General features: G+C 64.0%; 13 protein-coding genes and 1 pseudogene. 4 read left to right on the forward strand and 10 right to left on the reverse strand.

Going from position 1 to position 12977, the window contains the following annotated elements:
* The first annotated feature begins 130 nt into the window (after nt 1-130).
* The 4 genes from ACNJX8_RS26240 to ACNJX8_RS26255 all read left to right on the forward strand — a co-directional run bounded on the left by ACNJX8_RS26240 (nt 131) and on the right by ACNJX8_RS26255 (nt 3701).
* Nucleotides 131-1411 (forward strand): FGGY-family carbohydrate kinase, encoded by a 1281-nt coding sequence (locus ACNJX8_RS26240; RefSeq protein ID WP_439357246.1) that lies wholly within the window; start codon nt 131-133, stop codon nt 1409-1411.
* Nucleotides 1408-2262, forward strand: a complete 855-nt coding sequence (locus ACNJX8_RS26245) for a TIGR01459 family HAD-type hydrolase (RefSeq protein WP_439357247.1) — start codon at nt 1408-1410, stop codon at nt 2260-2262. Before ACNJX8_RS26240 ends, ACNJX8_RS26245 begins: the two co-directional genes overlap by 4 nt.
* Before the next feature lie 10 nt (nt 2263-2272).
* Nucleotides 2273-3304, forward strand: coding sequence for a class II aldolase/adducin family protein (locus tag ACNJX8_RS26250; protein ID WP_439357248.1), 1032 nt, complete (start codon nt 2273-2275; stop codon nt 3302-3304).
* A gap of 196 nt (nt 3305-3500) precedes the next feature.
* Nucleotides 3501-3701 (forward strand): hypothetical protein, encoded by a 201-nt coding sequence (locus ACNJX8_RS26255; RefSeq protein ID WP_245473177.1) that lies wholly within the window; start codon nt 3501-3503, stop codon nt 3699-3701.
* A gap of 29 nt (nt 3702-3730) precedes the next feature.
* On the opposite strand, the pseudogene ACNJX8_RS26260 reads toward ACNJX8_RS26255, so the two are convergent.
* From ACNJX8_RS26260 to ACNJX8_RS26305, 10 genes and pseudogenes are all read right to left on the reverse strand, one after another.
* A pseudogene (locus tag ACNJX8_RS26260) lies at nt 3731-4737 on the reverse strand (formate dehydrogenase subunit gamma).
* A 31-nt stretch (nt 4738-4768) separates the two neighbouring features.
* Entirely contained in the window at nt 4769-5365 is a 597-nt protein-coding gene (gene fdh3B, locus ACNJX8_RS26265) for a formate dehydrogenase FDH3 subunit beta (protein WP_091887497.1), read from the reverse strand.
* 11 nt (nt 5366-5376) lie between these two features.
* A complete protein-coding gene (locus ACNJX8_RS26270) occupies nt 5377-8319 on the reverse strand; it encodes a formate dehydrogenase subunit alpha (protein ID WP_439357249.1) in 2943 nt (980 codons plus the stop codon).
* 2 nt (nt 8320-8321) lie between these two features.
* A complete protein-coding gene (locus tag ACNJX8_RS26275; RefSeq protein WP_091887502.1) occupies nt 8322-8540 on the reverse strand; it encodes a twin-arginine translocation signal domain-containing protein in 219 nt (72 codons plus the stop codon).
* A 29-nt stretch (nt 8541-8569) separates the two neighbouring features.
* Complete coding sequence (locus ACNJX8_RS26280) at nt 8570-9349, reverse strand: molecular chaperone TorD family protein (protein ID WP_439357250.1); 780 nt, start codon at nt 9347-9349, stop codon at nt 8570-8572.
* A 121-nt stretch (nt 9350-9470) separates the two neighbouring features.
* Nucleotides 9471-10094 carry a DUF3306 domain-containing protein gene (locus tag ACNJX8_RS26285; RefSeq protein WP_439357251.1) on the reverse strand — a complete coding sequence of 208 codons (624 nt, stop codon included), beginning with the start codon at nt 10092-10094 and terminating at the stop codon, nt 9471-9473.
* Nucleotides 10091-10606 carry a DUF3305 domain-containing protein gene (locus tag ACNJX8_RS26290; protein ID WP_128945423.1) on the reverse strand — a complete coding sequence of 172 codons (516 nt, stop codon included), beginning with the start codon at nt 10604-10606 and terminating at the stop codon, nt 10091-10093. The genes ACNJX8_RS26285 and ACNJX8_RS26290 overlap by 4 nt, the downstream gene beginning before the upstream one ends.
* Nucleotides 10603-11610: a DUF6352 family protein gene (locus ACNJX8_RS26295; protein WP_439357252.1), complete on the reverse strand. Its 1008-nt coding sequence runs from the start codon at nt 11608-11610 to the stop codon at nt 10603-10605. Before ACNJX8_RS26295 ends, ACNJX8_RS26290 begins: the two co-directional genes overlap by 4 nt.
* On the reverse strand, nt 11607-12146 hold the full coding sequence (locus ACNJX8_RS26300; RefSeq protein WP_439357253.1) for a DUF6505 family protein: 540 nt from the start codon (nt 12144-12146) through the stop codon (nt 11607-11609). The genes ACNJX8_RS26295 and ACNJX8_RS26300 overlap by 4 nt, the downstream gene beginning before the upstream one ends.
* Nucleotides 12143-12850, reverse strand: a complete 708-nt coding sequence (locus ACNJX8_RS26305; RefSeq protein WP_439361981.1) for a biotin/lipoate--protein ligase family protein — start codon at nt 12848-12850, stop codon at nt 12143-12145. Before ACNJX8_RS26305 ends, ACNJX8_RS26300 begins: the two co-directional genes overlap by 4 nt.
* Nucleotides 12851-12977 lie beyond the last annotated feature (127 nt).

Raw genomic sequence — 12977 nt, forward strand, 5'->3', positions numbered from 1 at the left:
CCCGCTTGCAATTTTCTTCACGTCTTGCAAAAAATTGCAGAGGCGGATTGGAACGTCAATCCCCCAAACGTGCTGCGGTGCAATCTTGTTGCGCTATCAGCAATGGTTGCCATCACGCTGTGGAGGTCGAATGGCAGGCGTGTTCCTCGGCATCGACGTCGGAACCGGCGGCGTTCGCGCCTGCGCCGTCGATGCGCGCGGCGCCAAGCTCGGAATGGAATCGGCGCCTCTTCCCCCGCCACGACAGAACGGCAACGCGATCGATCAGGATCCGGAACTCTGGTGGGACGCGACGGCTGTCGCGATCCGCAAGCTCGGCCGCACGATCGATCTCCAGACCGTCGAGCGCGTCAGCGTCGACGGCACGTCAGGCACGCTGCTGATGATCGACGCCGCGGGTCGGCCCTGCACGCCGGGGCTGATGTACAACGATGCGCGCGCGGCAGCGGAGGCCGCCCGCATTGCGGCCGTTGCCTCCGCGGACAGCGGTGCGCACGGCGCGAGCAGCGCGTTGGCGAAGCTGCTGTATCTGTCGGATCGCGCGGAAGCGGGCCAGGCGCGTTTTGCTGTGCATCAGGCCGATTGGATCGCAGGGCGGCTCGCCGGACGTCACGGCATCAGCGATGAGAACAACGTCCTGAAGCTCGGCTACGATCCCGTGACACGCACCTGGCCGGCCTGGCTCGACGAGCTCGGCGTATCCCGCGAGCTGCTGCCGAACGTCCTGGTGCCCGGAACTCCCTTTGCGGATATCGATCCCGAAATCGCAGCCACGCTGGGCCTGTCACCGACAGTGCGCATCGCGGCCGGCACCACCGATGGTGTCGCGGCTTTCATTGCGACCCGCGCCGATACACCCGGCGATGCCGTCACTTCACTCGGAACGACGCTGGTCGTGAAGCTGCTGGCGACACGACCGATCTTCGCCGCCAATCAGGGCGTCTACTCGCACCGGCTTGGCGAGCGCTGGCTCGCAGGCGGCGCCTCCAATTCCGGCTGCGGAGTACTGCTCGCGCATTTCACCGCCGCCGATATGGACCGATTGACACCGCAATTGCAGCCGGAGACGGCGACCGGGCTCGACTACTACCCACTGCCCAAGCCCGGCGAGCGCTTTCCAATCGCCGATCCAGCGTTGCCGGCAAGGGTCGCACCGCGCCCAGCGGACGACCACCGCTTCTTCCAGGCGCTGCTCGAAGGCATCGCGGGGATCGAAGCGCTCGCCTATCGGCGCCTGGCCCAGCTCGGAGCGCCAAGGCTGCGACGCGTCATTAGCATCGGCGGCGGGGCGAAGAACGCGGCCTGGACCGAGATCAGGCGGCGCGCCCTTGGCGTTCCCGTGAGCGTTGCCGAAGAGACGGAGGCAAGTTACGGCGCGGCGCTGTTGGCACTGCGAGGCGGCCCGCCATGATCGCCGATCTCGTCGACATCGAAGGTCTCGGCACGATCGCTGACCGCTTCGATCACGTGCTGCTCGATCAATGGGGCACGCTGCACGAAGGCCAGGCCGTCTTTCCCCTAGCGCGCGACTGCGTTGTGCGGGTGCGCCAGGCCGGCAAGCGCGTCCTTGTGCTGTCGAACTCCGGCAAGCGCGCGAGCAGCAACGCCGCACGGCTTGCCTCGCTCGGCCTTCCAGCGGACGCCTATGACGGCATCCTGACGTCCGGTGAGGTCACCTGGCACGGTCTGAAGGCGCGTGTGCAGCAGCCCTTCATCGCGTTCGGCCGCACTTGCCTCCTGATCGCTCGCGGCGGCGATCATGCGATCGTCGATGGGCTCGACCTCAATCTCGTCGCAGACGTCGGCAAGGCCGACTTCATTCTGCTCGCAGGTCTCGACGATGCCGTCGCCGAGCCCGAGCACTGGCGCGCATGCCTGACTGAAGCCGCTGCACGCGGCTTGCCGATGCTGTGCGCCAATCCCGACCTCGCAATGTTCGGCGCCACTGGATTGATCCCCGCCCCCGGCGCATTGGCCCGCTTCTACGAGACGCTGGGCGGCCGTGTGACCTATGTCGGCAAGCCGCACGCGCCGATCTTTGCGGCAGCGCTCGAACGGTTGGGCCAACCGAATCCGGCGCGCGTGCTGATGATCGGTGACAGCCTTGAACACGATGTCGCCGGCGCCCGCCGCGCCGGCATGCTGACACTGCTGCTCAGGTCCGGCGTGCACCGCGATCAGACGCCGGGTGAATTGGTACGACCACCGCCCGGAGCGGATGCGCGGATGCCGCACTGGACGATGGACCATCTGGCCTGGTGAGAGGCGCGCGATGCAACAGCAACCTGCCCTGCTCCATGAGCTTCGCCGCATGTCGGCGCGCGTCGGCCGCAACATCCTCCTGGTCCAGGGCGCCGGCGGCAACTCGTCGATCAAGCATGACGACCTGCTGTGGGTAAAGGCCTCCGGCACCTGGCTTGCGGATGCCGAGCACAAGGACATCTTCGTGCCGGTCTCGCTCGGTGCGGCACGCGCGGCGCTGTCGCAAGGCGACGAACGGGTGCCCCTCGCGCCTGGCGCCGGCACGGCCTTGCGCGCCTCGATCGAGACCTCCCTCCATGCGCTCATGCCGCATCCGGTCGTGCTGCACGTCCATTCGGTCAACACCATCGCCTGGGCGGTGCGGACCGATGCGCGCGCCGAGTTCGCCGAGCGACTGGATGGACTGGCCTGGCGCTGGCTCGATTATCATCATCCGGGACTGCCACTGGCCAAGGCCGTAGACCATGCGCTGACGCAGGACAGAGTAGATGTACTGGTCCTCGGCAATCATGGCCTGGTGGTCGGCGCCAAGACCTGTGCCGGCGCAGAGGCGCTGGTCGACGAGGTCGAGAGCCGCCTCGCGCTTGCGCCGCGCTCCGCAATTGGCGCAGATGAAGACGCGCTTCGTTCAATCTGCGGCGGCACACGGTATCGGCTGCCAAAGGATCCGCGATCCCATAGCATCGCAATCGACTCTTACAGCCGCGCCATTGCGACCGACGGGTCGCTCTATCCGGACCATGTGGTCTTTCTCGGTCCGGGCCTGCCAGTTCTGAAACAAGGCCAGGATCTTCGCGCCGAGGCATCGCGGATGCAGGCGGACGGGATGCCGCAGCCGGTCGCGCTGCTCGTACCGGGTCTCGGTTGCATCGTTCGCAAGGACGCGAGCGACGGCGCCGAGGCGATGCTGAGCTGTCTCGCCCTGGTGACCGGCCGCCTACCTCTGACCGCGCAGGTTCGCTATCTGACGCGGGAGAATGAGTGCGCGCTGCTGAATTGGGATGCCGAGCGATATCGTCAGCAACTGACCGCAAATCGCTGACCGGCTGAAACGGAACAATTCCGTAACTTTGGTCGCGAAGCTTCGCGCGGTATCGGCCACTCTGCGGGCTCCTGCCCGCGCGGGCCTCGCGGCGCGCGGCCATACTATGGAACCGCTGGCTGTGAAGTGGCTCACACCGCGCAAGACGGTTGAGGTGTATCCCTCATGGCGGGTGGAATGGCAGACGGAGATGCGCATGAAACGTCTCATGCCCTCGCTCATCGCAGCCTTGCTTCTCGCCGGTGCCGCCAGCAGCGTGCTCAGATCGCACGTACTGCATATCGGTCAGAGCAGCATGCCATCCATCAAGGAACTGCAGACCGGTCAGGCCAGCAAGCTGCCTGAGCTGGAGATGCAGGACCGCTCTGTCCTGTTTGCGAGAGAGCCGGCTCAGTAGAACGCATCTCCGCTTTCAGGCTGTCCGCCTTACTCGGCCGCCGCGGTCGCGGGTTGAGGCTGTCCGTCGTTCGGACCCGTTCGCGCCGTCTGCTCGTCGAGCCAGAGACGGTGGTGCTCGCGGGCCCAATTGACGTCGACGTCGCCCGAGCCCATGGCCTCGAACGCACCTTCCATTCCAATGGTGCCGATATAGATGTGCGCGATCATCGCCGCGACGAACAGCACAGCCACGATGGAGTGGACGATCTGGGCCAGCTGCATGCCTTCGATCCCCGTCGTGTAGAACGGGAACATGAGGACATAGCCGCTCGCAGCGACGAGACCGCCGCCGATCACGACGATCCAGTAGATCGCCTTCTGGCCGGCGTTGAAGCGGTAGGCCGGCGGATGATCATGCCCGACGATGCCGCCGCCTCGCTTCATCCACGCGACGTCCACCTTGTTCGGAATATTGCCGCCGATCCACATCAGAAAGATCAGAACGACCCCAATGGTGAACGGGAAGCTCAGATAGTTGTGGGCGTACTTTGCCCATTGCGACCATTCGGAGAAGGCCTCGAAGCCGATCAGCGGCAATAGCAGCGGTCGCCCAAAGGTGATGTTTAGTCCGGAGATCGCCAGAATGATGAAGCAGGTGGCGGTCATCCAATGCACGAAACGCTCATAGATGTTGAAGCGCACGATGGTGCGGCCGGACCGTCCGCTTTCAAGGCGCACCATGCCGCGGGTGAGATAGAAGATCACGATCACCGCCAGCATGCCGATGATCGCGATGCCGCGATCCAGCGCAGGGTGACATTGTGGAACTCGCGCCATTCCCGCCCCTGCGGCTGCTCGAGAACGCCGGACCTCTGATCAGGGATGCTGACGCGGCCCTGGATCCGGTTCAGCTCCTGCAAGAGCTGCTGCTCCTTGACCGAGCTTGCGGTCGGATTGACCTGCTGGGCGCCTACCGGTGCGGGAGCTGCCACGATGAGGAGGAATAAAGCACCGGCCCCGACAGCCGCCCGAACGAGTTTTGCAAACGACACCATGAGCTCCTCCTCAATGTTCGCGCGACCTTCGTCAGGATTCGATCGTCTCGCGATAGGCCGTCTTCCACCCCCAGGCACCCGAACCGTAGCCGCGCTTCATCACACGCTCCTTGTAGATCTGCGCGATGATCTCGCCGTCGCCTGCGAGCAGCGATTTTGTCGAGCACATTTCGGCACACAGCGGCAGCTTGCCCTCGGCCAGCCGGTTCGCGCCGTATTTCTCGTATTCCTCCTTGCTGCCGTCCGCCTCCGGACCGCCGGCGCAATAGGTGCACTTGTCCATCTTGCCGCGAGAGCCGAAATTGCCGACCTTCGGATATTGCGGCGCGCCGAACGGACAGGCGTAGAAGCAATAGCCGCAGCCGATGCAGAGATCCTTGGAGTGCAGCACCACGCCGTCAGCGGTGGTGTAGAAGCAGTTCACCGGGCACACCGCAGCGCACGGCGCATCGGTGCAATGCATGCAGGCCATCGTGACCGAGCGTTCGCCCGGCTTGCCGTCATTGATGGTCACAACGCGACGCCGGTTGATGCCCCAGGGCACCTCGTGCTCGTTCTTGCAGGCGGTGACGCAAGCGTTGCACTCGATGCAGCGATCGGCGTCGCAGAGAAATTTCATACGTGCCATCGTCGTTACTCCTAAGCCGCCGCGATTTGGCAGAGAGTGACCTTGGGCTCCTGCATGCCCGTCGCGGGGTCGTATCCGTACGTGGTGATCGTGTTGGCGCTTTCGCCGAGCACGATCGGGTCGGTGCCCTTCGGGTAATTGCCGCGAAGATCCTTGCCCGCGAACCAGCCGCCGAAGTGGAATGGCATCCAGGCGACGCCCTTGCCAACGCGCTCGGTGACGAGCGCTTTCATCTTCGCCCTGGAATTGTTCTCTGCACCCGTGACCCACACCCAGCCACCGTCCTTGACACCGCGCTCGGCGGCATCGGCAGGATTGATCTCGATGAACATGTCTTGCTGCAATTCGGCAAGCCACGGGTTGGTGCGGGTCTCCTCGCCGCCGCCCTCATATTCGACCAGACGGCCGGACGACAGGATGAGCGGGAACTGTTTTGCAATTCCCTTCTCGACCGCTGCCTTCTGCACGGAGAACCCGATATTCGGCATCCGGAACTGCTTGGCGTCGGGCAGCGTCGGATACTTGGCGACGAGGTCGACGCGCGGCGTGTAGATCGGCTCGCGGTGAACAGGGATAGGATCGGGCAAGCCGAAGGCATTCATGCGCGCCTTGCCGTTGCCGTAGGGAACGCAGCCATGCGCCAGCGCCACACGCTGGATGCCTCCCGACAGGTCGAGCGCCCACGACACCGTGTCCGGATTGGCGGGATTGATCTTGTTGATCACGGCCATTTCCGCTTCGGTGAGCTCGGTGTCCCAGCCGAGCTTCTTCAGGCTCGCCAGCGTGAACTCCGGATAGCCGTCCTGAATTCCCGAACCCAACGAGTACGAGCCGTCCGCGAGCAAGCTCACCTTCCGCGTCGTGCCGTCCGGCAGCTTCTCCTCACGCTCGATGCCGAACCGCGGCCGGAACGTGCCGCCGCCGTCCATCACATTCAGATTGGTGTTGTAGAGCAGCGGCGTGCCGGGATGCTTGACCTCAGGTGATCCCCAGCACGGCCAGGGCAGACCATAATAGTCGCCGCCGACCTCGGGATCGTCCTTCGGTGCCCGCATGCTCAGCATGTCGAACTTGGCCTGGTTCTTCATGTGCGCCTTGAGGCGCTCGGGCGATTGCCCGCAATAGCCAGTCGACCAGCTGCCGCGGTTCATCTCGCGCAGCACATCCTCGGCTTCAGGAAGATTGTTTTCGACTTTGATTTTCTTGAACATCTGGTCGGCGAAGCCGAGCTTCTTCGCCATCAGATAGATGACTTCAAGATCATCCTTCGATTCAAAGATCGGCTTCACGATCTGCTCGCCCCATTGCAGCGAGCGGTTGGAGGCGACGCGCGACCCCTTGCATTCGAATTGCGTGGCGACCGGCAGAATGTAGACGCCATCCTTGCGGCCCGCCTCCACGGAGAGCGAGGCCCAGGTCGTCGGATGCGGGTCGGCAATGACGAGCAGCTCGAGGGCCTTCAGACCCTTGAGGGACTCAGGAATGCGGGTGATGCTGTTGGAGGCGTGTCCCTGCACGAACACCGCCTTCACGTTGTCTTTCTGCGCGACCTGATCCTTGGGCAATGTCACTGCCTCGAACCAGCGGGTCAGCGGAATGCCGGGGGTTTCCATGATCTGCTTGGAGTCGAAGCGGGACTTCAGGAAGTCATAATCGACCTCCCAAACCCGCGACCAATGCTTCCAGGCGCCTTCGGCGAGGCCGTAGTAGAACGGCAGCGTGACGATATCGAGCCCGACATCGGTCGCGCCCTGCACGTTGTCATGACCACGGAAGATGTTGGCGCCTGCGCCGGCCTTCCCGACATTGCCGGTCATCAGGAGCGCAATGCAACTTGCGCGCACGTTGGCGGTGCCGACGGTCTTCTGGGTCTGGCCCATGGCCCAGATGAGGGTTGCCGGCTTCTCGGTGGCGAACATCTTGGCGACGCGCTTGAGCTGCTCGCCGGGAATGCCGGTGACTCGCTCGACTTCTTCCGGAGGCCATTTCTCAACCTCTTTCTTGATGTCGTCGAAACCGTAAACGCGCTGCCGGATGAACTCCTTGTCCTCCCAGCCATTCTGGAGAATGTGCCACATCATGCCGTAGAGCACCGGGATGTCGGTGCCAGGGCGCATCCGCACATATTCGGTCGCGTGGGCCGCCGTACGCGTCAGGCGCGGATCGATGACGATAAAGTTGGCCTTTTGCAGCTCCTTGCCCTCGAGCAGGTGTTGCAGCGAGACCGGGTGCGCTTCGGCCGGATTGCCGCCCAAGATGACCTGTGTCTTCGCATTGCGGATATCATTGTAGCTGTTGGTCATCGCGCCGTAGCCCCAGGTATTGGCGACGCCGGTCACGGTGGTCGAATGGCAGATGCGAGCCTGATGATCGGTGTTGTTGGTCCCCCAGAACGCACCGAGCTTGCGGAACAGGTAGGCGCCTTCGTTGGTCATCTTGGCCGAGCCGAGCCAATAGACGGAATCGGGGCCGGACTTCTCACGTACAGCTTGAAGCTTGTCTCCGATCTCGTTGATCGCGGAATCCCAGGAGACGCGGGTCCACTGCCCATTTACCAGCTTCATCGGATAGCGCAGCCGCCGCTCGCTGTGTACGAGTTCGCGCACCGAGGCGCCCTTGGCACAATGCGAGCCGCGATTGATCGGCGAATCCCAGCTCGGCTCCTGGCCGATCCAAACGCCGTTCAAGACTTCGGCCGTCACCGTGCAGCCAACGGCGCAATGCGTGCAGATGTTCTTGCGGATGGTCGCACCTGCGGTGAGCGGACCAGCCATTGCTGCGTCCGCTTTGCGCACGCTGCCGACCGGCAAGCTGCCGAGCGCGGCAAGCGCACCGCCGGCAAGACCGGATTTGCGCAAGAAGCTGCGGCGGTCGAGACCGCCGGCCTGCCCCGCAAGGGACTCGACAACGGAGCCGTGGCGCGGGGAATGCTGGTGTGTTCGCTTGATCAGCACGGTCAGCCTCCCTTGGCCGGATAACGATTGACGCGATAAAATGCCTTGACGTGGTCGGATTCCTTATAGCGCGCCTTGCGCTTCTCATCGTTGGTCTCACTGTCGGCCTGCGCCGACCCGACCAACGGTGTCGCGAGTGTCGCACCGACACCGACCGTGCCGATGCTGACCTTGCGCAGGAAGTCGCGGCGTCCCACTGTGGCCTTCTTGTCTTCACTCATCGCATCTCTCCTGGACCTGCGCGTGCCGGTCAGTTGGCGAATGTGAATGCTTCCATCTCGATCTCGATAAAGGTGCGACCGAGCGCGCCGACCGCCCGATAGAAATGGGCGTTCCCGGCGCTCTCGATGTCCGCGAACAGCCGCCCCATCCAGGGCGATACGTGTTTCTCGAAGAAAGTGCACTGTGCCTCTGGCGAGGCACCGAAGTGCCCGCCGGCAAGGCCCGACATGATCTCGCAAATGATCGCGGCGTGATCCTCGGGTTCGGAATTGTTGGTCAGCCGCTCGATGCCGAGCGTCGTCAAGTCTCCTCGCAGGCGCGACAGCGGCCGTTCGTTGAGGAAGCCGGTGAGATAGTACGAGGCATAAGGCAGCAATTCGCCGCGACCGAGCCCCACGAACAGATCAAAATATTCGCGCTCGACTTTCGCTGCGACCGCGCTTGAGGCGACGTCGGCGAGCGCCGCATGCGCGCGGCCGAGTGGCGTTGCGTCACCACTCAATGCCGCAAGCTGCTCGAGCAATCGTTTCGACGGCGGCGCGGACAGCAACGTTGCTAGCAACGCATATTCCTGCGCGCGCGCAGCATCGAGGGCATCGACGAGTTCTGCTGACACGGCTTGTTCGCTGTAGAGATCGGGCCGCAAATCGTTGCGCGGAATACCGGTCGCGGTTTCGACTGCAACCACCCGTTGTGCAGGCACGCGGGTCCAATTCGAGACGGAGGGTTGGCTGATACCGATTTTGCGCGCAAGCTGGGCAATGCCGCCTGCAGCATCGATTGCGCGATCAAGCCCGTCATCCCGCACGTGGACCTCCCATCCGAGTCCCGTCTGCTTGATTATTGCTTTTGTTACAAAGCGCTAAGGAAATCGTAACCCCGGTTCCGTGGACGGTCAATAATCCGTCCATAGCCTGAGCCTATAGCCTTTAGTCGTGCTGCTCGCGCGGCAGTGCACCACCGTGATTACGGCGCCTCACGGGCTCAGCGAAATCCGCAGATCCGTCCGCGACTGTCGGTTGCACCGCAACAGAGATTGCCGGCCGTTCCGTCGCGTCCGATGTCTCGACAACGTCGGATGCGGCCGTCGCGTCGGCTTGATGCAATTCCGCCGAAGGATTCGCTGTTTCAATTGAAGTCTCGGGGAGGGATTGGACCACCTCACGCACCCCACCGACGATGCGATCGACGAGTGCGGCCAGCTGTTCCGGCGAACAATCCAGCGGCCCAAAACCCGGCATTGCGGTCGGGTCGTTGAAGTCCCATGCATTCTCCGCAAGCCCGACGAAGTCGCGAATGGCGGGATCGGTCGCCCAGGCGCGGCGAAGAGCCGCACGGCTCAACTCCGGTGGAATACCCTTGCTCAGGAAGGCGGTGATGTCGGTCGCAGCATTGATCTCATCGATCGACGGCAGGCTTGAGAGATCGAACTCGCTATCATCGTCCTTGCGCTCGGGCGGCAGCGTGGGCTGCACCGCGGCAGGCTTCGCCGGCTCCGCCCGCGCTTCGCGTTTGCGGCGGGACCAACGTGCAAGGAACTCCTCCTCACTCATTCCTGTCCGCCTTCATGGTCGCGGCGCGCCAGCGCCTCCGGATCAGCGCGGCCCCGCTTGCGTTTGACGAACTCCCGCTCGACATGGTGCTCGGCCACGAACCTTTCAATTGCTTCGCGCAACACCTCCGGCATCGGCACGGCCTCGACGAGATTGTCGGCGGCTTCGGTAAAGCCCTCGCCCTCAGCGGGGTCGGCGGTAACCGCAGTAAGGGTATAAGGCCAGGCGCCTTCCGAGGGCGACAGCACAGTCCAGATGCTCGGACTGCCGGAGGCGAGGTTGTCGCGATAGCGCGCCGTCTCGGACGGATAGAGATCCACGGTCGCGCTTCCCGCATAGAACAGGGTAGTGCCGTCCTGCTCGCGAAGCACGGTCCAGGGTTGTGCCGCCGGCTCGTCCGGCAGAACGGCAATTCCGCGCCAGACGAAATCAACCCAGGGCGAGTCGGCCTTGCTCCGCTCGACGACGACGCCGACGGAGATGGACGCTAGTGGCGATACCGCCGGGCTCATGTCATCATCTCCAGGCGCTTCACCGGCAGGCCGGTCAGCAGATTTTGTGGCTTCATCCGGAGCTTCTGATCCTCCGTCATCGACAGGATAAGGTAGATAGGTTCGTCCCCGACATCGTCATGCGCGCGGCTTGAATCCGCAAAAGTCAGCCGGAACAGCGCGAGCACTCGGTCGGCGCTGCGCTGGTCGAGTTCCTCGCCGTGCCACAGACGGTCGCCGAGCCCAGTGGCGTCGGCATCGAGCCCGACATACCAGGTGAGCTTTGCCTCCTGCAACGCACGCAGCGGCTCGATCGTGACGTCGAAGCCAAGCAGGTGGGAGATCCATCGCGTCATCGCCTGCGCCAGCGCAGCTGGTCCACGTCCGCCGGCCGTGAGGTCAAGGGCCATGTCGAATTGGTCGCTGCGCTGCCAATAGGCCCCGGCATTCTCTTCGTTCAGCACATCGAGCACCGCATCGGTGGTGGCGCCCAGCATCGACATCAGGGAGAGCACCGGGGTCGGACTCCGGCCGCCGACTATCTCCTCGTCGCCAAGCAGCAGGGCCTGCTCATGCGGCAAAATCCGTTGGACCCGGAAGAACAGCTCGGCCGCGCGCAGCACGAACGGATCGTCGCAGCCATCGAGCGCGTTGCGCAGGATGACATGTACGAGCTGGTTGACGAACAGTGGCGGCAGGCCGTTCGCGCCTGATCGCACCGATGCAAGATAGGCGGCTTCGAGCGTCGGATGCCGCAACAGGAGATCGCGGAATGCCAGCACGAATTGCCAGTTCTCCCGTGCGTCGGCATCGGAAATTGCGGCAATTTCGTCGGCGCCGACCGCCTGACGCGGATCGGCGAGCAGTTCGCGGTGCAACCGGCGTTCGATCGGACATGCATCGGCCGGCGGCATCAGTTCGGGACGGGCAAAATAGGCCTTGAGGAATTCGTCGGTGACGCACAGCCCACCGCCCTCGTCGCGATCGAGCAGATGATGGCCGCAGGCGATCCAGAAATCGTTCATCTGACAGTCGGCTCCCGGCCCAGATCCGCAAGCCTGAGCTCGCCGTCAGGCTGGACGTCGTCGTCCACTTCCATGAACGAGAACGCCTTGCCGTGCCCCTGCCCTTCGCGAAGCTTTAGTCGGCGAAAGGACTCCCGGACCTCGCCATCGCTTGAAGCCCGGTGCACTGCAATAAGCGAGCTGACGGGATGGGTGCACAGCGACTGCGAGAATGCCACCTCCTCTTCCGCGGCGGTAATCGCTGTCGCCATGTCCGGCGCACCGAAACGATCGACGAGCTGCCTGGCAAGGAGATCGACCAGGCTGCGGCAATCATCCTCGGTCGCCGGAACGATCTGCGCCAGCGTCGACCAGCCCCAGGATTGCACGCCGAGGAACCCGCCGCGAAACGCCGCGCGCGCCTTGCCCTCGAGCTTCGCACTATCGCAATCCCAGAAGCGGAAAGCACCGGAGACGGCCCATTCACCGGGCTCCGCCGCCACATCGAAAAGGAAGGTGTCGGAGGGATCGAGCGCGATAGTACGCAAGAGCTTCACAGCCGCGGCCCTCCGAGCGCCGGATCGAGCCAGGATGGAGCCAGAAGCGCCTGCACGAGGTCGCCACGTTCGATCTCGCCCGCCCCAATCCGGCGCGTGAGGAGATCGCCGCGATCGTCGATGCGCTGGACGGTCTGCCGTTCGCGGGGCATACGGGAAAGATATTCGCGCGCGACGCCATCAAAACCGCCCGCCTGCCAGTCATCGAATGCCAGCATCAGGTGCCGGGCAAAGCTCTCCGTAATCTGCGCCGCACCAGCCTCGCCAAAGCCTTCCTGGTCGAGCGCCGCGGCGAGCGGGTGAACACCCCGCTCGTCCTCGTTCATGGCAACCGTCCGGATCATCGCGCCGAACACCAGCCATGGCGGCGGCTCCTCCTCAATGGCCGCGAGAGGCCAACCCATGCGCCCGCCGCCGACCAGCCCTCCGTCGATCCTGACGGCATCCGGCCATCCGATCGTGATGGGCTTGCTCGGCGGTGCGTAGGCACGCAAGGCATCGGTGAGCGCGACCATGCCGGCGTAGAACGCGCGCCGCGCCGTACGGAAGGGCTCGGCTGGCTCCAGCACCACGGCGAACTCCGCCAGATCAAAGCGCCCGACATAGACGAGCGTTCCGGCGCCGCTCTCCGGTGCAATGCGGCATGCGTGGGCAAAAGCGTCGCCATTCTCGCGCAGCCGCACCAATGTGAACGGCGGCGGCAGGTGGATCGGTTCCACCAGGGAAACGTGGCTGACTGGGATCGACGGCAGGCCGTCCTCCGCTTTCCTTTTCTTCCCGATGGATAATGTTCTATACGAGGCGAAGGGCCGGCGCGAGTCCGTCGTCGGT

Source organism: Bradyrhizobium sp. SPXBL-04, assembly GCF_051853035.1.
Classification (GTDB): Bacteria; Pseudomonadota; Alphaproteobacteria; order Rhizobiales; family Xanthobacteraceae; genus Bradyrhizobium; species Bradyrhizobium zhanjiangense.